Source organism: Morococcus cerebrosus, from assembly GCF_022749515.1.
Taxonomy (GTDB): Bacteria; Pseudomonadota; Gammaproteobacteria; order Burkholderiales; family Neisseriaceae; genus Neisseria; species Neisseria cerebrosa.
Genome location: NZ_CP094242.1, coordinates 2,541,075 through 2,558,309 on the forward strand (window position 1 = coordinate 2,541,075; position 17,235 = coordinate 2,558,309).

The window sequence follows — 17,235 nt, forward strand, 5'->3', positions numbered from 1 at the left end:
GCCTACCATTTCTATCCTGTTACAACCACTGTAGTCGGCGTAGTAATCGGCATCGGTTTCCTAATCGGGTGTTTTGAGACAGTCCGGACCCGTCTGAAAACGTAAATTCCTACATAGTCTTACGAAAGCCCGCCTTAATTTGGCGGGCTGCTTCTTTATGCCAATCTTCAAATTCTTCAAGCGTCATCGCGTAAATATCCTGCACACTCCAGCCAAACCACCATGCCAAATCGGCACACGCCGACAGTAATTCGTGGTTTGCTTCTTGACCGCTTTTATATTCAGACCTGCTCCGTTTCGCTGCGAAATGTAGCCTGTACAGCCTCCAAGTCCTGCAAATCCAGCTCGTCTAAATCTTCCGGAACTAGCCCTGTGACTCGTGCCACAAGCATCAAACCCTGTTCCACTTCGCTGCCAATGTGCATTACTGCGCGCAAATCGCCGACGCGCGGGCGACGAACCTCCAGCTCCGACAGAACTTGTCCGGTCGCCAAGCGCACGGGATATTTCAGTTTCACAACGGTATTTACACCCAAATCCGCCTGCATCTGTTTTGCTTCGTTCATTTCGTTCTCCAAAAATAAAAAAAAATCACCGTATCGGAACGGTGATTGTGTCAAAGGTCGTCTGAAACGGCTTTTAATCCGATTTAAAGATTAAGCGCCAATGTTTTTACGCATTTGGCTCAAAACGTCCTGACCGTCTACGCGGTAGATGTTTTTCATCGCGTTGTAGTACAGCACTTCTCGACCACCGACGACTTGGCGGACTTCTGTCGCCTGGTAGGTTGAGCTAAATTCCGCCTTTTCCTTAGGCTTGTAACCGCCCAAGGCGTTTTTTGAAAACATCGCCGTTACCGTAGTTACGATGGGGACTTCTTCCGCCAAACCTGCTGAATTAAAGGTTTGCAGGTTGCCGCGCACCATCAGTTGCACAGCCTTGAATGGGTTGGATGCCTTTTTCGCCACCTCAGGATAAAAGCTGTTCCAGGTAACTTCGCCTTCCAGCGCCTCAACGCCGTTTGGCAGTTTGATGGTGCCAACCATACCTAAACCGGTAAAGTCGTCCTGGCCAAACTCAAACTCAGGCAGCTTAAACTCGGATGCATTGCCCAAAAGGCTGTTGCCGTCGATATAGATATTGGCATTGTAGATTGCATTGATTGCAGACATATTTCTTCCTTTTCAGCCGACCTTAGTTAGCCACCAAATTGATAAGATACTTGCGGGTCATCACGCTGGTATTGGTAATACGCTCGGCCGGCAGTTTCGGCGTGTAGTCGTAAACGATGGGGACCTGACCTTTGCTAAACGCATCGACTAAATCGTATTCATAGTCCAAATCCACCGAGAAGCCCACAATAGATTTAAGCGTAGACATATAGGTGCGGACGCTCTCAAGCAGGCTGTCAATCAAGGCATTCGGATCGTCTGCATCAATCGGTTTATCAACATACTGCAACTCTAAACGACGGATAGACTCGTCAATAATGTCGCCGGTGCGTTGCGCCACTTCAAAGTTTTTAATATGCGATGTAGTCGGGAAGCAGGCAAGGCGGTTACCCCACATACGATAGCCTGTACCGTAGGAATTGAAGACAGTCGTAATGCCTTTTTCATTCAGACGGTTGGTTTCGGACTGCGGGTCGTCCGCACGGGCGGTCAGACCGATTTCCACGCCCGTTACGCCCAAGAGCTCGCGGTTTGAGATGCTGAACCAGTAGCCCTGTTCCACATCGGTTTTCATGCGAAGACCTGCGGCGTGGGTGGCAAGATTTTCGAGGCCGAGCAAACCGACGACATGTGGATAAAAGAGCTGGCAGCGGTCGGAAGATGTCTGGAAATTAATCGTACCCAACGGACCACGACCTTCGAGAGCTTTGCTCAGGCTCGTACCTTGCGGAGCCGCCACATAAGCAATGGCCTTCAGCTTACCGGCAATGACTTCCATTGCCGCGCGCACATTGGCATAGCGGTCAAAGTCAGGTGCAATAATGATTTTAGCGTCCGCACCTTGGCGGTTAAAGCCTTCGGTCAACAGCTCCAGCCCCGTGCGCTTGCCGGTGGCGGCAATATAAGCACCAATGATGTCAGCCGCAGGGACTTTGGTCGGGTCGGTGTAGGTATAGCTGATTTTGGGTGAGGTAGGTTTGTTTTTGTAGGCAATCTCACCTGTCAGGGTGTTGATGGTGTAGTGCGTGTTTTCGGTCAGCGTATTGCCGCCGTCTGTCAGTGTGTAGCCGCTTTGCAGAGCAGGCTTGGCAGTTTTGGCCGTCAAGGTATCAGGATCAACCGTCAATACCTCGTTGCTGACGGTTGTCTTATGTTTGGCAGGATCGCAAACATTGATGACATAGGCGACACCGCTGCCGTAGCGCGTCCAAATGTGTGCGGCATCCGGCAGAGTGAAGCCTTGAGCGGTCAGCTCGCCGCCGAATTGGCCAAAGTCTTTCTTCGTTTGACATACCGTCAGCTCATTGACCGCGCCGACCGGCGCAGTGCCGACGATGGCGGTAATTGCGCCGTCAACGGTATAGACGGGATTGGAGCCGCCGTCGATGCGGATGGTCTCCGTGCCGTGATGGTAGGCTGCTGCCATGATGGATACTCCTATTTTTTAGGTTTTAAATCGGGATTGAGGTCTTGGTCGGGTCGGCGGTAGGCGGCGGCATTGAAGAGGGGACGTTTTTCCTCACGGCAGACTTCAACCTGCTGAGTCTCAGTCTGCAAGACAAGCTGATACTGCCATGCGCCCGCATCCTCGGCTAAAAACTCCTCACTGATAAGGTGGCAGGGCTGGCAGTTCGGCGGCGCGAAACCAACCATAGCAAGACGTGTCTCATCTAAAATCGCCAGCGTGCCGTCATCCGCATTAAGGCTGCTGCCAAAAACGGTCAACATCAGCCTGACATCACGCTGCTGCGCAATACGGCCGAGCTGCTCAATATCGCCGAATTTGCTGCCGCCGTAGCCGACCAAGATTGCCCCGACGGGATGGATAAATTGGTATTCGGACGGGCGCTCGGGGAAAGCCTCAACGCTGACCCACGGGATAGCGGCCTGCAAATGCTCTACTACCGCATCAATAATCGGACGTGTCGCGCTCATCAGTAGCCTCCCAAATCCATTTTGTCGCGCACTCGGACGTGATATGCGCCCGGCTCAGGTTGCGACGGCTTGTCCAATGTAGCGATGCCGATATGGATTTTGCCGTCGCGAATAGACTCAAGTGTCTTAATGGTAGTGTTGTAGGCGGTTTCCAGCGGCTTTGGAAAGTCGGCGCGGTTGATGCGGCGGCTGTGTAAAAAATGGCGGGCAATGTTGATGCATAAAGGCTGCAACACCGTCGGCGTTTCTGCCAAAGGCAGCACATATCTGCCACGCAGGTATCCGTCCACCAAATCGCAGGCATAACGCACTGCCGCATCAATGACCTGAGCGTCGGGTTCCGTCCCGCGCGCATTGTCGTTGGTCAGTTGCACCAACTCCATTTTGCCCATCGCAGCCGTCAAATCATCCGCGCCGATATACATGGCTTACTCCGCCTGTTCCGCTGCTGCCGGTTTTTTACCGCGTTTCGGCTTTTCAACTTCGCCTGCCGCGCCTGCATCATCTGACTGCGTATCTTCGGACGGCGGGGTGTCATTTTGTTGCGCATCCAGCTCTTCGCCGGTTGTCAGTGTCGGGGTAACGTGTGCAGCAACCGATTCGTACTGTTCCGCCGTCAATTCGACCGCTTCGCCGGCTTCGACACGAAATTGGTTGCCTTGGGCGTTTTCCAAGATCAACGGAGTGTTTGCGATATAAACTTTAGCCATGATCAGCCTTTCAAAAATACTTGGATGACTTCGCCCGCTGCCGTTGCCGCAGAGCGCGCCGTACCGGCAATCTTGGCATTACCTGCCGCCTTGACTGCCGCACCTTGCGCATCGGCTGCCACCTCGTCGCCGACGGCAATCGTGCCGCCTGCCTCGACTAAGGCGATACCCAATACATCGACGGCCAACATTTCGCCCGCATCCGCATCCAAAGTAGCAGTACCCAGCACTTTCACACCGGCGGCTGCCTGTTTGCCCGCGAAATCCACAAAGCGGTTTTTGACCACCTTACCTGATGTTTTGACCGTGGTTACCAAGACCACTTGTTTCGTTTGTGCCATTTAAGACTCCTTTTCCTGCGCGTCATGCGCATTTTCTTTGACGCGGTACGCTTCGAGGTCCAACAAATTTTTGAGGGCATCCTCATAGGCAAATTCGCGGCCTTTTGCCTCATCAAAGATGTCGGGAGTAATACAGGCAGACTTGCCGATGACCACAAAACCCGAATGCAAAATCACAGTACACACGGTAGCAGTCGTACCTTCGACACGGTGGTATCGAGTGTCGGCAATACGCGCAACCAAATCTTCACGCTTTAAAAATAAAGTCATTTTTTATCTCCACAGGTCGTCTGAAGCCTTTCAGACGACCTTTTTTATCAAGCAACCGCGTTTTCAAATAAGAAACCGCATGCACCGCCGACCACCGCCGCTTTGCGGATGTCGGTATAGCGCGCGTATTCCACCTTGCCGCCGACCGCTTCGAAGCGGTCGACTACCGGCATACCGCGGCGGCGGAAGGTATAACCGAAGCTCGGCTCACCCTCGTCATTGCCGCCGGAAGCCGCATTCGGACGCACAATCAGGCTGGCGAATTTGCCCCAAATATCTTGAGTGGCCTTATTGGCGGCAGGCGTAGATACCGCTTCGCCGACGATGATGTCGTCCAGCTCCAGCAGGTTTTTCAGCTGCTCGACCGTGAGCAGGGACTTGCGCTCATTAGCCCCCAGTGCGCCGATGAGCTTCTCGTGGCGTTTCAGCGCCGACAGCACGCTCGCGCCTACCACCAGCACCGACGGGCGTACACCGCAGCCTGCGCGAACCGTTTCGCGGGCGGTTTCGATGTCTGCCAACGGATCAGAGTTTTTATCGCTCCATTTTTGGGTGGCGGCCAAATCTTTGCTGAAACCGGACTGATAAGCCGATTTGTTTTGCAGGAGGGCGGCAGTTTCGATTTCTTGACGCAGCTGCACGCCATTGACCACGCGGCGTGTTGCCTTGGCGCGCTCGTCGTACATGGATTCGGCTTGTTCGCGGTAATCTACGCCTGCCGCCAAATCATGCTCTTCCAACACGACCGGCATAAAGCTTGGTGAGTCCAGCGTAATCACATTCGATGCCGCACCGACCGCACGTTCGGTCTGATACTCGACAAACGAACCCTTGCCGAACACCGGCACACGCAAGCCTTCTTTGTCCGCAAAAACCTGTGGAAAGATTTTCTCGGCAATGAAATTCGCCTGTTTGTAGCCCAGTGCGATATTGGTCAAAACTGGATCATACTGACCGCGCAGGCCGCGCAAATGAGATGCACTCATGTTTTATCCTTTTTTAGGTCAAATGCGACGACGTCGTCGCATTTGACGGGTTGATGATTTAAGCAATAGTACGGCGGGCAGCCTCTTCGTAAGAGATACCTTCCGTCGCCGCCAATGCCAATGCACGTTGGTGATGGCTCAAGGCTTCCGGGTCCGACGCTTCGGCAAAGTCTGCCGCCAATCCCGACGGCGTTTCGCCTTTAGCCATCTCGCCGCCCTGAATCTGCTTGGGCAGAACGGCGGTAAAAAACGCACGCAGCGCGGCAGACAAAGGCTGCTTCTTACTGCCTTCGCCGAAGTCGGCGGTTACGTCGGTAGGGTATTCGGCAAAATCCAAAACCTTGACGACCAAATCCTTGTCGGCAGGTTTCAGACGACCTTCTTTAACCAAGCCTTCGGCAAATTCGGCATTCTGCTCATGCGCACCATCGCGCAGGGCGGCATGCTGCTCGTCTTGCAGCTTTTTCAATTCCGCCTGCGATTCGGCGGCCTTCTTCTCGGCAGCTTCGCGGGCGGCCTTTTCGGCTGCAAGCTCTTGTTCCAGCGACATAGGGGTCTCCTTGTTTTCATGGTTTTCTGGGGGTGGGGGTGATTCGGTAAATTCGGCAGGTTTAAAACCCGCCATGCTCAGTAATCGGCGCAAAAAGCCAATTTCTTGCGGTTCTTCGGCAAACTCGACATAAACTTCGTCCTCGGCAAAACTGATGGCGGACAACCCCTTGACTGCGGGCGGTTGCGCTCCCAAAAAGCCGACATGGCGCAGCGTCCAAACGCCCGGTTTAGGATTGTTCGGGCTGGTCGGTGGGTAAAAACTCGCCGACACTTTTTTATATCGTCCGGCTTTAACCAAATCCGCAAAGCCCTCATCGACTTGGGCAAAGTCCGCCGTCAGCACGCCGTTTTGCACATTAAGCGACTTGACCCAGCCGTAGGCGGGCGCATCTGCCTTGGGATGCCCGACCACAATAGGGGCCTCATGCACCTTCGGGTCATATGCTTGGGCAGCGGCGGCAAGGTCGGCTTCGGTAATCGTTACCGTATTGCCGTTTGCATCGGTACGCGTTCCTGAACGGAAAATTTCGTAAGACATAAAAAAGCCTCATCGGATGGATGAGGCTATTGTGGCAAAGTCCGTCTGAACCGCCTTTTAATGCGGCTTAAAGAATGATTGTTCAAAAAGGCGTTAAAATCGCGTTTTTAGCGCGTTTACCCACTGAGATAGGCAAACCCTTATCCAAGCCGACAAATGCGCTAAAAAAGCGGTCAGGATGAATCCTGACCGCCATCTTGATTAAATCGGGTGATCACACAAACAAATCTCCCTGATTTTTTGCCCGCTCCGCCATCCCGACCTCCTTGACGATGCGGTAGATGTGCTGGACGGTCAAATCATATTTGCGGGCAAGCTCCACATGATTCTTGCCGTTAAACTCCTTATAAATCTTCAGGTCTCGCTCGGATACCCGGCCCAAAAGGTTTTTCGGAAAATAAATCAACTGCCCGCCCCAGTTGCTGGTCAGATGATGAGACAGCTTTTTAGATACCTCGACCGCCTGCTGCCGCTCTATCGGCAATACCGACATCAAGCAGGCAACCGCCTGGTCTTCTAAATCTGCCACCAGCTCAGGCACTCTGTTGTCCGCCATTCTCCACCCTCACTTTCCATTTTTTTAAGTGCTCGATGACCCGTATCGCGTCATCAGTCCCTAACCATCCATGATAATCTATGCCCGTCATGCGTTTGACAAATCGAGCCAGGCTCAATTCAGACGGGCTGCGCACGGCGCCCAAATGGTGCAGCTCCAACCAAAGCGCGCGTATCTTTTTGACCTGCGCCTCCATCATGCGGTTGGGCATATGCACCGGCAAATCAGGCTTGCTTGATACCGCCTGCGCCTTAGTAGTAACCACAAAGCCACGCATTTTCATCGCCCGTACGGCAAGCTCCAGCTCCTCGACCGACAGTTTGGTACTGCTCGTCTTACCGCATGACAGATTGGCGAGCAGCGCGCGGTATTCGCCGTCGTCCATCATCAACTGGGTTTTGGCCACATGGATGAGCCGTATCAACCGCTGTTTTTTCTGAGCACGGGTTTCCATTTCCAGCCCCCAAGAACCTCAAAAAAGTGAAACATTGTTTCACTTTTTTCAAGAAAATCAATAAATAATGATATTCTATTCGGGATTTTTGCGCAGTGCAACTAAAACGGACGGATGCAAAAAAGCCCCCGTTTGGGGGCTTTCGTCATAAAAATTTAATCACTACCGCCATCATTGCGGCGACGGCTGATACCAATCCGGTAGCAATCATAATGGGATACCACCGAGCCTCTTGGGCTATTTTGACCGATTCCGCATTTATCTTATGCGCGGTTGCGATGATTTTTGCGATTTCGGCATCCACTTTTCTAAGTTCAGCCTGTTTCATTTCAGTATCCAATAAATCTTTCATTTTTTGAGTCCTTTAGGTTTTTCGGGCTTGCTTCATGCTTCCCGATAAGCTCCATTATACGCGATATTTTCACATAGTCAAGAATTATTTGAGCGTGTTTTGCAGCATGACCCACTTGCGGTGCGGCATCCCGGAGTGATCCTTGGCATCAACCGGAGCGACCCAGTTTTGCACGGTGCGCAATGCCGTGCCAGTCCGTCGTCCGACTTCGGCAAGGGTCAGCCCGTATGTATCCATCACAAATCTTAAGTTTGCAGGGGTGTAGCCTGCTTCAGGATATTTCATTTAGCCTCCTTGCAGCCCATCGCCATTGCCTCAGCAAAAACCGACAATTTGATTTTGTATTCCAATACATCCGCCCCTTTTTTTGGGGCGGTCAGTATAGGCTTAGTTCCGCCGGCAATCTGCGCGGCGATACTGTCTATCTCTCTCTGCCTGAGCCGTATTAGGGCCAACAGATTTTCCTCCACCTCATCAGGCATAACTCCCTCTCCGCTCTCCCAACGATTCCAGGCTCGCTCTGATACACCATCAGGACGGACAGATGTACAGGCGACCGACTTAGCAGCTTCCAAAACGGTTAAAAACAAAAGACGACGGTACGCCTCAATGACAATGTAGTGCATAGTTTGACTCCTTCTTAGGAATCATTATATCCGCCGCGACCGATGGCACGCCATCGGTTTATCTCGTCCGCGTACCAAATCATTAATTGTCTGCGCTCGTCTAACAGCATCGCCTTGTTATAAACGCCGCGCACACCGCTGATGATATGGGCCAACTGCAATTCGATCGCATCAACTGACCATAGCCCGCTTTCGTGGGCGTGTGTGCTAAAAACCTTGCGGAATCCATGTATAGTCATCTTGTCCCGCCAGCCGGCCTGCGTGATAACGTGCAAAGGGCGGTGTCCGCCGATACCGCCAAATAAAAGGTCTCCGGAAATTCCGCGCCGTGTTCGCTCAACCAGCCAAGCAGACAACAAATCCACAACTTGAGGCGCGAGTGGGACGACATGTGGCCGCCTCATTTTCATCCGCGCTGCAGGGATCGTCCATGTTGCCGTCGCAAAATCAAATTCAGACAACGCTGCATTAACCGCCTCGCCGCGCCGAACAGCGGTATAGACAATGAGCCAAAAGGCAGTCAGCGCGGCGGCATCGATATTGGTATGGGTATCCACCGCCGCCAAAAATTCGGGCATATCCTGCGGTGGGATAAAGCTAAAGCCCTTGTAAGTATAGGGTTTTAGCGCAATGCCCAGCCCTTCGGCAGGATTGTAGCGGCACCAGCCCTGCACCTTGGCATATCGGTACACCCCTGATACCACTTGCAACAGCCGCCGTGCCTGCGACGGCGCATCTTGCTCGTAGGTTTGGATGCAGCGGATGATTTGCATGGGTGTGATGCGGTGGATACGCTGCTGCCCGATAAACGGATACACATACCGCTCCATTCGGTAGCGGGTGTATTTTTGCATTTCCGGACAGCACTTGGCGAGGCTGACAGACAGGTATTCCTCAGCTGCCGTCTGAAAACGGGGCGGCCGGGACAGCCAATTGCTAAACCAGCTCATGGTTGCTCCTTAAGGAGTGGCGGGTCTGCCGTAGGCTCCCCGCCGGTTGGATGGTTTATTGCTCGCGCCAAGCCTGCAGGGCGGCACGGTACTCATCGATGGCTGCTTTTTGCTCATCGGTCATACTGTGTTTGGTGTCGTCCACATAGTAATTGTAGCTGCCTGGCCGGCCGTAGATTTTGCCGTTCCACGGTTTGCCGCCTTCGCGGCTGCTTTTGGCATAATCCGCGCCGTGCCGCTCTTTCAAAAAGTCAAAGCAGCCGTTGTATTGGGGTTTTGAGGCTTCTTTTTCAGCGATTTTTTGCCATTGGTGGCGCAGCATCGCCATATCCAGCACATTGCTGGCCGGCTGCTCCAAACGGTAGCCGAGCGGGGCGATTTCTTGGATGATGGCTTCGGCTTTTTCCATCAGTTCGCTTTCAGACTTAGCTTCAAAAGTTTTTTGCCATGCCTTGGGCGGCTCTTTCGTAGCCAACACTCCGGCCAATCCTTCTTTTTCGTCGTGGGTAAAGCAAAAACCTAATGCTTTCAGGGATTCTTTATTTGCCAAGGTTCTGCCGTGTACCACCACGGAAAACAACGGCACCGAGCCCATGCGGTATTTGATAACGGCAACCTGTTCGGCTGCCTCATCGGCGGCTGCTTGCTGTTTTTTGTAGCATTCGGGGCAAACCATGTTTTGCTCGTACCAAGCCAGTTTGCGTTCGCGGTCGGCACTTTTGCCGAAAAGAGATACGCTTCCAGTACCATGACCGCAAGCGTAGGAGTAAGAGTATTTAGCCATTTTGATTCATCCTTTAAGGTTGTTCAGGCTTGCTTTGTGCTTCCTGATGAGTTGTATTATACGCGATATTTTCACATAGTCAATAACATTTTTAAAATTATTTCGCCAAAATAAAAAGGTCGCCTGAATCTCTTCAGACGACCTTTTAAACATCAGCGGCTTTAACGGTTAACCGCTTCTTTCAACGCCTTGCCTGCACGGAATTTAGGCGTTTTTCGTGCCGCGATGGTCAGCGGTTCGCCCGTTTTCGGATTGCGGCCTTTACGCTCGGCAGATTGGGCGGTGTGGAACGAACCGAAGCCGACCAACGTAACGTCTTTGCCGTCCTTCATCGCCTGCGTTACCACGCTGACAAACGCATCGACAAATTCTGACGCAGCGCGTTTGCTCAATTCCGCTTCGTCGGCGATGGCTTGGATTAATTCGGATTTATTCACTTTTGACTCCTAATTTAGATTTAAATACGGCAGACCGTGCCGCGCGGTTTATGAATTTATAGTTTCAGATGGCTTTTAATCTTGACAGGCATCTAAAATTTGACCGACAAATTGTTCATGGACTGATTGTTGCCGCTTCCGCAACATGCTTGTTACCGCATGACCCACCAACATGGCTGGAGATGGTTTTTGGTCACGAGTCAAACCTTCAATACCAATTTCGAATAAACCTTCTTCTGTATCTTCAATAGTGATAATGACTTTAGCCATTGCTTTTTTCCTCCAAAATTTTCAATATTTCTGCCCATTGATTCGGGCTGACACGATATTCAACATAACTTGAGTAACCACTATCTGCTTTTAAATGCAATGTTAACGTGGCATCTTTTTTATCCTTGCATAAATTAGCTCCTTTCTCCATTTTCACACCTTCGCCACATCCAAATTAATCAACTGATACTCCCCATCCTCGCCGCGCTGATACACCCGCACAAACGGCTTGCTGATATGCACCTGCAAACTGTCGGAGAGCGCATCCATCGCCCGTTGCCATTTTTCATCCGTGATTTGCAGGCGGCGCAGGCCGAGGACGCGGGCGGTGCTGATATTGCCTTCTTTATCCACTTGGAAGGCCGCGTTAATCAGTGTTTTCAATTCCGTGCGGCTGCCTTCCGTCCATTCGTTGATACACTCGTCAATCAGAGCCTTGGCCGCCAACAGCCCCTCGTCGAATACCAGTGTGTCCTGCATGGCGAGGTTGACGCGGTACGCGCCGTCAAAGCTGTGCAGGCTGATATTGCCTTTCTTACCGCCGACATTCACGTCGTATCGGTCGGCACTCAACTGTACAAACGCCGCAATATCGTCCATAGCTTCGCGTTTGAAGGCGATTAAGTCATCCTGTACCGCGCGGGCTTTTGCAGCGATTTCCTGCACCAGCTCGTCGCGCAGCAGGTCAATTTCGCGGATATTGGCCAGCGGCACGAGATTGCCTTTGGCATCCTGTTTGTATTGGCTTACATCTAAATTACTCATTTTGTTTTACCTTTCTGCCTTTCGTCATTAATCCTTTTACACTCATCCACCGTACGGTGGCGTTGCCCGTGTATCCAGTCCCTGTCCATACAGGGCGCGTTTTCCAATCTGCTGACAATCTTTTTCAGTTCGGCGGCCTGCGCTTTGCCGTATTCGGTCGGACGGTACTTCTTTTCCAATTTCGGCACCATCCTGATTTCGGGCGGCGGCAGGTGTTTGATAAGGTCGGCAGGGTTTGGCCACTCTGACGAGGATGCCGCGATAGCCATAAAGGCTGCCTGTATCCTGATTCCGTCCTGTTCCGGTTGCCACGACCGGCCGCTCAGTATGCCCAACCAAAGTTCGGCGACTGCCGTCAAATCCGCCGAGGCAGGGCGGCCTTTGAGGTTTAGGGCGGCGAGCATCATAAAACCCTGCGCGATTGCTTTTTTCAGCCAGCTATTGTTGTCCTCCATTCGACCACTCCATCAAACCGCCCAACCCGCGCCTCAATTTGGTACTTCCCTCCTCTCCCGCGGGAGAGGGTTGGTGAGAGGGTAAAACCGCAATTCCCGCCGTCTTCTCGGGCGACCAAAACGTAATGTTTTCTAATAAATAACCGTGGCTGGTCAGCGGCGGTATCAGCTTTCCCGCATCCCGTGCCTCAAGGCATCGTGTTGCAGCCCAAATCCAAGCCTCGCGCGGAGCCGGGTAAGTTTTACGGTTACGGATGATTTCGCCTTCCCGTATCATCGGCGCAATCTCGCCAATAAGCTTTGAAACCCGGTTAAAACTTAGATCCTTTTCGGCGGGGCGAAACAGCGTCAGATACCGCAATACCGCCTTAAAAAGGTCGTCTGAAATGCCGGTCAGGGCAATCAGGGCTTCGCGGGCATCGTCATGGGCGATTAATACATCCAAGCTCATCACCGCACCGCAGGTAGGGCAGCGTACTTTCATGTTCTCGCCTCCAAATCCTTACGGCTCAAGCACCGCAATGCCGTCTGAACCACATCCTCAACTTCATCCGAAAGCTGCGACGACACATACATCATCACAAACTGACCCGATACCGTTGTCAGCTCGGCGGCAAGATGACCGCCTTTCTCCCGCCAAACCGATACTTTTATTTTGCTGTAATCCCTGTTCATTTTTCCGCTCCCGCAGGCTCCAAAACCACGCCTGTTATTTTGTCTGTCTCGCTCATCCCGCCGTAAACTGCTTCCCAGTTTTGATCGGCTTCAAGAGCATCCCTTTGTTCTGCCGTTGCCGCGACCGGATGACAGGCGGCGAGCATGACGGTCAATATCCATAAGCCCCTCATTTGTATTGTCCCCTGTCATAGACGTTGATCTGCATAGGCTGTTTTTGGCGGCAAGGCTCGGTCAGAATTGCCTGTATGACTACAACGATGGTCAGCAGCACAATTACAATGGCAAATTCGATTTCATCTTTTTTCATGATTTCCCCTTTATTTTTCAGACTCTTCCGATTCGTCGATACCGGCCAGAACGGCTAACTCCACTATGTCCTGCCAAGTCAATACAAACCGCTTCCCAGTAGCTTTACTGACGACCATCGGCTCACATCCCCCAGAGATTTCCATCGTGTATTCCATGCTGCCGACTTTCCCGGTAGCTACCTCTGTGCTAAACAGTAAGGCTATCTCAATCTCAGAGTGATTGGGTTCAATAAATTTTCCGAATTTGTTATCCATCTCACACCCCCCGTACCACATCGCCGTCAACCATCTCAAAACCAAGCTCCGCCGCCTGATTCATCGCTGCCGCCACTAAGTTGTTGACCGCCAGCGGATAGAGCAGGCTGTTGGTTTCCAATCCTTTGCTCGTGCGGCTTTTGACTGTCAGACGCTCGGCAACCGCATCAATCGCGCTTTTGTCTAAAATCTTCGCCATGTCCGCATTGACGCGGTCAAATTTGTGCTTGAGATAGCCTTCCAGCTTGCCGTCGGTCAGCGGCAAGAGCGTAACCACCTCGCAGCGTTGCACCACCTCGCGCACCGCAGGATTGTTTTCGCTGAGTTTTTGTGCCAACTCCGTCTGACCGATTAAGACAATCCCGAGCAGGCGTTCAAAGCCGTTTTTCAGCTCAAAAAAGCGTTTCAGATGTTTCAGGGTCGGCAGCGGCAGACCGTGCGCCTCTTCAATCAAGAGCAGGTGTTTGTTGCCTGCTTTCGCGCTTTCCGACAAAGCGCGGTGGATTTGTCTAAAACGTGCTTCCGGGCTGCGTTTCGGGCTTGTTCCCGGCGACACCGCCTCCAAAATGGCCTCGGCAATATGTACCGCCTTAAGCGTTTTGCCTTTTTGGTCGTTGTCCTCCATCGCCAAGACATAAGGCTCGATCAGGATGATTTGTCGGCCTTCGCGGTTGATACGGTCTTGCAGGTCTTCGCGCAGTGTGGATTTACCCGCTCCGCTTTCGCCGACCACCGCCACAAAACCGCCGTGGCAGGCCGTCTGAAACATTGCCTCTCTCACATAGCGCACATCAGACGTCATATACACATCGTCCGCAGACTGGATTTCGTCATTAAACGGGTCGCGGAATAAGCTAAAATGTTGTTTTGCCGCTTGGTTTAAAGTTGCTTTTCGTAGTAACATCTCATTGTCCTTGTCTTCGTAAGTTGCTTGGGCAGGTGCGGCTTCCGGCTCGTTTCTCAGGCTCGCTGGGATTTCCGCACCATTCGTTTCAAAAAATTGTTTCAATTTCCTTCGCAGCTCGGCTGCGTTTTTTTTTCGGCCATTGCCCGTGATTGACTACCGCCACCAGCATCGGCTTGCTGCATCCGATTTCGGCTGCCGCGGCGGCATAGGATTTGCCGATTTGCTTAAAGGTCTGTTTCATGCTTTCCCTTTTTTTCAAATGCGACGACGTCGTCGCATTTGCCTAACCGGTTTTATGCAGTTTCAGACGACCCATCGTCTTCAGCCTGTCGTAAACCTCGTCCAATTTGCTCTCGACCACGCCTTCCGGGTAGTGTTTGAGGATGACCGCCATCGCCTGTTTCCAGTCGCCGCCGTCTGCCTCGACGCGGGGTTTTAAGCGTTTGGCGATTTCGACCTTGCTCAATACCTGCTCAGAGACCTCCATCCGGTTGTACGCCATCTGCTGTCCCTGTTTGGGCATAAAGAGCGTATTTCGCGCGGCAAGCGTATCTTCCTGATGCTTGTACGGGTCGATTTCGCCGCCAAATGGGATTGCTTTGCCTTTGCGTTTGGCGTCTGCCTCCTCCAGCGTTTCCGCACCCATCGCCAGCTTGTCCAGCTCTTTGCGATGCTGCTGCGCGTCCGTATCGGCAGGGGCTTTGTATTCCGCCCCGATGACCGCGGCGTCAGCCCTGAAGCCCATCTCGTCAAACACCACTTCGGGTACGGATACCCAAACCTCGTTACCCTCCGCGTCATAAGTGGCGACCCGCGCCCCGTTTACCTCCCAAGGGTTCTTACCGACCAAAACCTTCTGACCGACCAAAATCCCCTTGATGCCTTTCACGCTATATACCCGTCCGCCGAAGCGGATTTCCAAATCCGCCGAAACTTTCGCTTCTTTCGGCGCGCTGATGGCCAGCTCTCGGCAATAATCCGCAGGCGGCGGCAGGATGAGCTGCTCGGGTTTGATTTTGTTCCACGCCTGATAGCGGGTCATGCCGTGGCGGCTGTGCTTTTGCGTACCGTTGTAGTAACGCATCCACCGTTCCGATAAAGCATTGAGCTGGTCGATGTCGTGTACCTCGGTAAAGCGCAACCCGCTCTCAAATGCCGTTTCGACAATATCGTTGGCTTTTTCCACTTGCCCTTTGGCACGCGGATTGCCCGGCTTGTTGATTTGCACATGCACATCCAACGACTTGCACAAATTTTTAAACGCCGCCGAAGTATTCGCGCTGCCCGGGTCAAGCATGACCATGCGCGGCACGCCGCGAAACGGGTCTTTTAACGGGTCTAACTTTTGCTGCATCATGTAGATGAAAAAGTCGCAGAGGTTCGCGCTGGTTTCGCCGCCAAAGTAATAACGCACCGCAATCGTGCCGGAGGCATGGTCTGTCCCCGTGTACCGCCAGACGCGGTCGTTTTCGATTTTGACGACGTTTTTCGGCTTGTTTTTATAAAACTCCTCTTCCTTCATGACCCGCAGCCCCGTATCCTTGCCCTGACGGGGCAGGTAATACAAAACGCACAAACTCGGGTCGATTTGCCAACAATGGTTCGGATGCTCTGATTTCATCCGGCTGACCGGGTCGGGTTGGAGCAGTTGGTCGGGATGCAGCTTGTACTCTCGTAAAGCCCGGGTAATGGTGTTTTCAGATAGGGGGATGACTTCCCCAGTTTCCTCATCAATCCGCGCCGCCTCGATTTTTCCGTTGGCGCGCAGCATTTCCACCGCCTGCCGCACCGACATCAACCGCTTGCCGTTACGCCTCATCGCCTCCACCAAAACCGCCGAAATCAATTTGGCTTCTTCCGGTTTCAGTTCCGTCTTGCCCGCATCGCTGCGCCGTTTGCGCGTCGGCTTGACGCTGACCGCCTCCAGCTTGCGGTATAACGTGGCAAGACTGATGCCCAATTCCTGCGCCTGCTGCTTAAGATATGCAGAGCGTGCGCCGCGTCCCATTGCTTCCGCCTGATTCTCGACTGCCTTAAGACGCTCAATCATTGCCGGATTCATCGCCTTCTCCCGTTTCACCGCCCAACCATTCCGGCACATTGTCTGTCGGTGCTTCGGTCGGTAGGGCATAGCTTTCGCGCAGTTGCTCGCAGTCCAAAATAATTTGATTGAGCGTGCCGACCATCTTCGCGCGGTGGTCAAATCCATGCGCCTCGCCGTGAGCCGCCATCTGTTCAAACATCTCGCGCAATCGGCTGATCTGCGAGCGGATACCGACTTCCAGACTGCCAAGCTGCATCGTCAGCTCGATTCCCACATCCGCAGGTTTAGGCTCTTTGACACCCGTCTGCTTTTTCGACAGCTTTTCCGCCAGCTCATCAACCTTTTTATTTTTATCGGCAATTACCTTATCTTTCGCTTCCGCCGTTTCGCGGCTTTCGCGCAGGGCGACGCGCAGCTCCTTGACCGTCATACGGTCGACATCGTCAAAAGTGTTGCCGTTGACCTCGCCGCCTTCGGCAAGCTCCAACAAAGTGTCGTCGTCTTCAACCAGCAGCTCGAGCAGTTTGGATTTACCCAACGTCATCAGCTTAGGCTGCACCTGTTTCATTTTCGGGTCGATAAATCGGAGGGTGGCATTCATCAGTCTTTGGGATTCCCGCCGTCCGAGGCCGAATTCTTTTTCAGCGATTTCGGCAAACCGCCCATGCGGCGTATGCTCCTTGATGATGATCAGCGCGCGTCCCAGCTCAAACATCCCTTCCATCGTTTGGCGTACCGCAAATCGTCCGCGCTCAATCCATACCGTCTCGTTGTAGGCCTCGCCGCTCGAAAACTTGTCCATAACCTCCATGCTGTGGATAGCCAGTTCGTTTGCCGTTGCGCCGACCGTATGCCCTAAAATTTCTGTTGCCATTTCTTTTGCTCCTCAA

The 17,235-nt window shown here is 52.7% G+C and carries 32 protein-coding genes; all 32 read right to left on the minus strand.

The window, feature by feature from the left end; genetic code table 11:
* Positions 1–109 precede the first annotated feature (109 nt).
* Positions 110–187 carry a hypothetical protein gene (locus MON37_RS12560; RefSeq protein ID WP_423227269.1) on the minus strand — a complete coding sequence of 26 codons (78 nt, stop codon included), beginning with the start codon at positions 185–187 and terminating at the stop codon, positions 110–112.
* A 94-nt stretch (positions 188–281) separates the two neighbouring features.
* Positions 282–566, minus strand: a complete 285-nt coding sequence (locus tag MON37_RS12005; RefSeq protein WP_039405091.1) for a phage tail assembly protein — start codon at positions 564–566, stop codon at positions 282–284.
* A 90-nt stretch (positions 567–656) separates the two neighbouring features.
* Entirely contained in the window at positions 657–1,172 is a 516-nt protein-coding gene (locus MON37_RS12010) for a phage major tail tube protein (protein ID WP_039405093.1), read from the minus strand.
* 22 nt (positions 1,173–1,194) lie between these two features.
* Positions 1,195–2,598 (minus strand): phage tail sheath family protein, encoded by a 1,404-nt coding sequence (locus tag MON37_RS12015; protein ID WP_039405095.1) that lies wholly within the window; start codon positions 2,596–2,598, stop codon positions 1,195–1,197.
* An 11-nt stretch (positions 2,599–2,609) separates the two neighbouring features.
* On the minus strand, positions 2,610–3,107 hold the full coding sequence (locus tag MON37_RS12020; RefSeq protein ID WP_039405097.1) for a Gp37 family protein: 498 nt from the start codon (positions 3,105–3,107) through the stop codon (positions 2,610–2,612).
* Positions 3,107–3,532 (minus strand): gp436 family protein, encoded by a 426-nt coding sequence (locus MON37_RS12025; RefSeq protein ID WP_039405099.1) that lies wholly within the window; start codon positions 3,530–3,532, stop codon positions 3,107–3,109. Before MON37_RS12025 ends, MON37_RS12020 begins: the two co-directional genes overlap by 1 nt.
* Positions 3,533–3,535: 3 nt before the next feature.
* Positions 3,536–3,817, minus strand: a complete 282-nt coding sequence (locus tag MON37_RS12030) for a hypothetical protein (protein ID WP_039405101.1) — start codon at positions 3,815–3,817, stop codon at positions 3,536–3,538.
* Between the two features lie 2 nt (positions 3,818–3,819).
* The gene (locus tag MON37_RS12035; protein WP_039405103.1) at positions 3,820–4,158 is read right to left on the minus strand and encodes a capsid cement protein; all 339 of its coding nucleotides are present in this window, start codon (positions 4,156–4,158) and stop codon (positions 3,820–3,822) included.
* Positions 4,159–4,428 carry a Gp49 family protein gene (locus tag MON37_RS12040; protein ID WP_039405105.1) on the minus strand — a complete coding sequence of 90 codons (270 nt, stop codon included), beginning with the start codon at positions 4,426–4,428 and terminating at the stop codon, positions 4,159–4,161.
* Between the two features lie 47 nt (positions 4,429–4,475).
* A complete protein-coding gene (locus tag MON37_RS12045) occupies positions 4,476–5,414 on the minus strand; it encodes a major capsid protein (protein ID WP_039405108.1) in 939 nt (312 codons plus the stop codon).
* Between the two features lie 58 nt (positions 5,415–5,472).
* Complete coding sequence (locus tag MON37_RS12050; protein WP_039405110.1) at positions 5,473–6,504, minus strand: hypothetical protein; 1,032 nt, start codon at positions 6,502–6,504, stop codon at positions 5,473–5,475.
* A 214-nt stretch (positions 6,505–6,718) separates the two neighbouring features.
* Positions 6,719–7,060 (minus strand): Mor transcription activator family protein, encoded by a 342-nt coding sequence (locus MON37_RS12055; protein ID WP_209323748.1) that lies wholly within the window; start codon positions 7,058–7,060, stop codon positions 6,719–6,721.
* Positions 7,038–7,514: a gp16 family protein gene (locus tag MON37_RS12060; protein WP_039405112.1), complete on the minus strand. Its 477-nt coding sequence runs from the start codon at positions 7,512–7,514 to the stop codon at positions 7,038–7,040. The genes MON37_RS12055 and MON37_RS12060 overlap by 23 nt, the downstream gene beginning before the upstream one ends.
* Before the next feature lie 145 nt (positions 7,515–7,659).
* A complete protein-coding gene (locus tag MON37_RS12065) occupies positions 7,660–7,866 on the minus strand; it encodes a hypothetical protein (RefSeq protein ID WP_082013580.1) in 207 nt (68 codons plus the stop codon).
* 84 nt (positions 7,867–7,950) lie between these two features.
* Positions 7,951–8,151 carry a helix-turn-helix domain-containing protein gene (locus tag MON37_RS12070; protein WP_039405115.1) on the minus strand — a complete coding sequence of 67 codons (201 nt, stop codon included), beginning with the start codon at positions 8,149–8,151 and terminating at the stop codon, positions 7,951–7,953.
* Complete coding sequence (locus tag MON37_RS12075; RefSeq protein ID WP_039405118.1) at positions 8,148–8,492, minus strand: Aca2/YdiL-like domain-containing protein; 345 nt, start codon at positions 8,490–8,492, stop codon at positions 8,148–8,150. Before MON37_RS12075 ends, MON37_RS12070 begins: the two co-directional genes overlap by 4 nt.
* 14 nt (positions 8,493–8,506) lie before the next feature.
* Positions 8,507–9,442, minus strand: a complete 936-nt coding sequence (locus MON37_RS12080; RefSeq protein ID WP_039405120.1) for a tyrosine-type recombinase/integrase — start codon at positions 9,440–9,442, stop codon at positions 8,507–8,509.
* Between the two features lie 55 nt (positions 9,443–9,497).
* Positions 9,498–10,226, minus strand: a complete 729-nt coding sequence (locus MON37_RS12085; protein WP_039405122.1) for a hypothetical protein — start codon at positions 10,224–10,226, stop codon at positions 9,498–9,500.
* Positions 10,227–10,387: 161 nt separating this feature from the next.
* On the minus strand, positions 10,388–10,663 hold the full coding sequence (locus MON37_RS12090) for an HU family DNA-binding protein (protein WP_039405124.1): 276 nt from the start codon (positions 10,661–10,663) through the stop codon (positions 10,388–10,390).
* A gap of 75 nt (positions 10,664–10,738) precedes the next feature.
* On the minus strand, positions 10,739–10,933 hold the full coding sequence (locus MON37_RS12095; RefSeq protein ID WP_039405126.1) for a hypothetical protein: 195 nt from the start codon (positions 10,931–10,933) through the stop codon (positions 10,739–10,741).
* Positions 10,926–11,084 carry a hypothetical protein gene (locus MON37_RS12100; protein WP_156122105.1) on the minus strand — a complete coding sequence of 53 codons (159 nt, stop codon included), beginning with the start codon at positions 11,082–11,084 and terminating at the stop codon, positions 10,926–10,928. Before MON37_RS12100 ends, MON37_RS12095 begins: the two co-directional genes overlap by 8 nt.
* A gap of 2 nt (positions 11,085–11,086) precedes the next feature.
* The gene (locus MON37_RS12105) at positions 11,087–11,698 is read right to left on the minus strand and encodes a DUF3164 family protein (RefSeq protein WP_039405129.1); all 612 of its coding nucleotides are present in this window, start codon (positions 11,696–11,698) and stop codon (positions 11,087–11,089) included.
* Complete coding sequence (locus MON37_RS12110; RefSeq protein ID WP_039405132.1) at positions 11,695–12,153, minus strand: hypothetical protein; 459 nt, start codon at positions 12,151–12,153, stop codon at positions 11,695–11,697. Before MON37_RS12110 ends, MON37_RS12105 begins: the two co-directional genes overlap by 4 nt.
* Entirely contained in the window at positions 12,137–12,637 is a 501-nt protein-coding gene (locus MON37_RS12115; RefSeq protein WP_039405134.1) for a hypothetical protein, read from the minus strand. The genes MON37_RS12110 and MON37_RS12115 overlap by 17 nt, the downstream gene beginning before the upstream one ends.
* Positions 12,634–12,828 carry a hypothetical protein gene (locus MON37_RS12120; protein ID WP_039405137.1) on the minus strand — a complete coding sequence of 65 codons (195 nt, stop codon included), beginning with the start codon at positions 12,826–12,828 and terminating at the stop codon, positions 12,634–12,636. The genes MON37_RS12115 and MON37_RS12120 overlap by 4 nt, the downstream gene beginning before the upstream one ends.
* Complete coding sequence (locus MON37_RS12125) at positions 12,825–13,001, minus strand: hypothetical protein (RefSeq protein WP_156122106.1); 177 nt, start codon at positions 12,999–13,001, stop codon at positions 12,825–12,827. Before MON37_RS12125 ends, MON37_RS12120 begins: the two co-directional genes overlap by 4 nt.
* Positions 12,998–13,138: a hypothetical protein gene (locus MON37_RS12130; protein WP_156122107.1), complete on the minus strand. Its 141-nt coding sequence runs from the start codon at positions 13,136–13,138 to the stop codon at positions 12,998–13,000. Before MON37_RS12130 ends, MON37_RS12125 begins: the two co-directional genes overlap by 4 nt.
* Positions 13,139–13,148: 10 nt before the next feature.
* Positions 13,149–13,394: a hypothetical protein gene (locus MON37_RS12135; protein WP_039405140.1), complete on the minus strand. Its 246-nt coding sequence runs from the start codon at positions 13,392–13,394 to the stop codon at positions 13,149–13,151.
* A gap of 1 nt (position 13,395) precedes the next feature.
* On the minus strand, positions 13,396–14,298 hold the full coding sequence (locus MON37_RS12140) for an ExeA family protein (protein ID WP_242883694.1): 903 nt from the start codon (positions 14,296–14,298) through the stop codon (positions 13,396–13,398).
* 88 nt (positions 14,299–14,386) lie between these two features.
* Entirely contained in the window at positions 14,387–14,542 is a 156-nt protein-coding gene (locus MON37_RS12145; protein WP_242883695.1) for a hypothetical protein, read from the minus strand.
* 42 nt (positions 14,543–14,584) lie between these two features.
* Positions 14,585–16,351: a DDE-type integrase/transposase/recombinase gene (locus MON37_RS12150; RefSeq protein WP_039405203.1), complete on the minus strand. Its 1,767-nt coding sequence runs from the start codon at positions 16,349–16,351 to the stop codon at positions 14,585–14,587.
* Positions 16,344–17,219, minus strand: a complete 876-nt coding sequence (locus tag MON37_RS12155) for a hypothetical protein (RefSeq protein ID WP_039405144.1) — start codon at positions 17,217–17,219, stop codon at positions 16,344–16,346. The genes MON37_RS12150 and MON37_RS12155 overlap by 8 nt, the downstream gene beginning before the upstream one ends.
* Between the last annotated feature and the right edge of the window lie 16 nt (positions 17,220–17,235).

What these genes read in the sequence shown, in the direction of transcription:
- MON37_RS12560 (WP_423227269.1), bottom strand. Translation starts at nt 187, where the DNA reads ATGACGCTTGAAGAATTTGAAGATTGGCATAAAGAAGCAGCCCGCCAA.
- MON37_RS12005 (WP_039405091.1), bottom strand. Translation starts at nt 566, where the DNA reads ATGAACGAAGCAAAACAGATGCAGGCGGATTTGGGTGTAAATACCGTT.
- MON37_RS12010 (WP_039405093.1), bottom strand. Translation starts at nt 1,172, where the DNA reads ATGTCTGCAATCAATGCAATCTACAATGCCAATATCTATATCGACGGC.
- MON37_RS12015 (WP_039405095.1), bottom strand. Translation starts at nt 2,598, where the DNA reads ATGGCAGCAGCCTACCATCACGGCACGGAGACCATCCGCATCGACGGC.
- MON37_RS12020 (WP_039405097.1), bottom strand. Translation starts at nt 3,107, where the DNA reads ATGAGCGCGACACGTCCGATTATTGATGCGGTAGTAGAGCATTTGCAG.
- MON37_RS12025 (WP_039405099.1), bottom strand. Translation starts at nt 3,532, where the DNA reads ATGTATATCGGCGCGGATGATTTGACGGCTGCGATGGGCAAAATGGAG.
- MON37_RS12030 (WP_039405101.1), bottom strand. Translation starts at nt 3,817, where the DNA reads ATGGCTAAAGTTTATATCGCAAACACTCCGTTGATCTTGGAAAACGCC.
- MON37_RS12035 (WP_039405103.1), bottom strand. Translation starts at nt 4,158, where the DNA reads ATGGCACAAACGAAACAAGTGGTCTTGGTAACCACGGTCAAAACATCA.
- MON37_RS12040 (WP_039405105.1), bottom strand. Translation starts at nt 4,428, where the DNA reads ATGACTTTATTTTTAAAGCGTGAAGATTTGGTTGCGCGTATTGCCGAC.
- MON37_RS12045 (WP_039405108.1), bottom strand. Translation starts at nt 5,414, where the DNA reads ATGAGTGCATCTCATTTGCGCGGCCTGCGCGGTCAGTATGATCCAGTT.
- MON37_RS12050 (WP_039405110.1), bottom strand. Translation starts at nt 6,504, where the DNA reads ATGTCTTACGAAATTTTCCGTTCAGGAACGCGTACCGATGCAAACGGC.
- MON37_RS12055 (WP_209323748.1), bottom strand. Translation starts at nt 7,060, where the DNA reads ATGGCGGACAACAGAGTGCCTGAGCTGGTGGCAGATTTAGAAGACCAG.
- MON37_RS12060 (WP_039405112.1), bottom strand. Translation starts at nt 7,514, where the DNA reads ATGGAAACCCGTGCTCAGAAAAAACAGCGGTTGATACGGCTCATCCAT.
- MON37_RS12065 (WP_082013580.1), bottom strand. Translation starts at nt 7,866, where the DNA reads ATGAAAGATTTATTGGATACTGAAATGAAACAGGCTGAACTTAGAAAA.
- MON37_RS12070 (WP_039405115.1), bottom strand. Translation starts at nt 8,151, where the DNA reads ATGAAATATCCTGAAGCAGGCTACACCCCTGCAAACTTAAGATTTGTG.
- MON37_RS12075 (WP_039405118.1), bottom strand. Translation starts at nt 8,492, where the DNA reads ATGCACTACATTGTCATTGAGGCGTACCGTCGTCTTTTGTTTTTAACC.
- MON37_RS12080 (WP_039405120.1), bottom strand. Translation starts at nt 9,442, where the DNA reads ATGAGCTGGTTTAGCAATTGGCTGTCCCGGCCGCCCCGTTTTCAGACG.
- MON37_RS12085 (WP_039405122.1), bottom strand. Translation starts at nt 10,226, where the DNA reads ATGGCTAAATACTCTTACTCCTACGCTTGCGGTCATGGTACTGGAAGC.
- MON37_RS12095 (WP_039405126.1), bottom strand. Translation starts at nt 10,933, where the DNA reads ATGGCTAAAGTCATTATCACTATTGAAGATACAGAAGAAGGTTTATTC.
- MON37_RS12100 (WP_156122105.1), bottom strand. Translation starts at nt 11,084, where the DNA reads ATGGAGAAAGGAGCTAATTTATGCAAGGATAAAAAAGATGCCACGTTA.
- MON37_RS12105 (WP_039405129.1), bottom strand. Translation starts at nt 11,698, where the DNA reads ATGAGTAATTTAGATGTAAGCCAATACAAACAGGATGCCAAAGGCAAT.
- MON37_RS12110 (WP_039405132.1), bottom strand. Translation starts at nt 12,153, where the DNA reads ATGGAGGACAACAATAGCTGGCTGAAAAAAGCAATCGCGCAGGGTTTT.
- MON37_RS12115 (WP_039405134.1), bottom strand. Translation starts at nt 12,637, where the DNA reads ATGAAAGTACGCTGCCCTACCTGCGGTGCGGTGATGAGCTTGGATGTA.
- MON37_RS12120 (WP_039405137.1), bottom strand. Translation starts at nt 12,828, where the DNA reads ATGAACAGGGATTACAGCAAAATAAAAGTATCGGTTTGGCGGGAGAAA.
- MON37_RS12125 (WP_156122106.1), bottom strand. Translation starts at nt 13,001, where the DNA reads ATGAGGGGCTTATGGATATTGACCGTCATGCTCGCCGCCTGTCATCCG.
- MON37_RS12130 (WP_156122107.1), bottom strand. Translation starts at nt 13,138, where the DNA reads ATGAAAAAAGATGAAATCGAATTTGCCATTGTAATTGTGCTGCTGACC.
- MON37_RS12135 (WP_039405140.1), bottom strand. Translation starts at nt 13,394, where the DNA reads ATGGATAACAAATTCGGAAAATTTATTGAACCCAATCACTCTGAGATT.
- MON37_RS12140 (WP_242883694.1), bottom strand. Translation starts at nt 14,298, where the DNA reads ATGTTACTACGAAAAGCAACTTTAAACCAAGCGGCAAAACAACATTTT.
- MON37_RS12145 (WP_242883695.1), bottom strand. Translation starts at nt 14,542, where the DNA reads ATGAAACAGACCTTTAAGCAAATCGGCAAATCCTATGCCGCCGCGGCA.
- MON37_RS12150 (WP_039405203.1), bottom strand. Translation starts at nt 16,351, where the DNA reads ATGATTGAGCGTCTTAAGGCAGTCGAGAATCAGGCGGAAGCAATGGGA.
- MON37_RS12155 (WP_039405144.1), bottom strand. Translation starts at nt 17,219, where the DNA reads ATGGCAACAGAAATTTTAGGGCATACGGTCGGCGCAACGGCAAACGAA.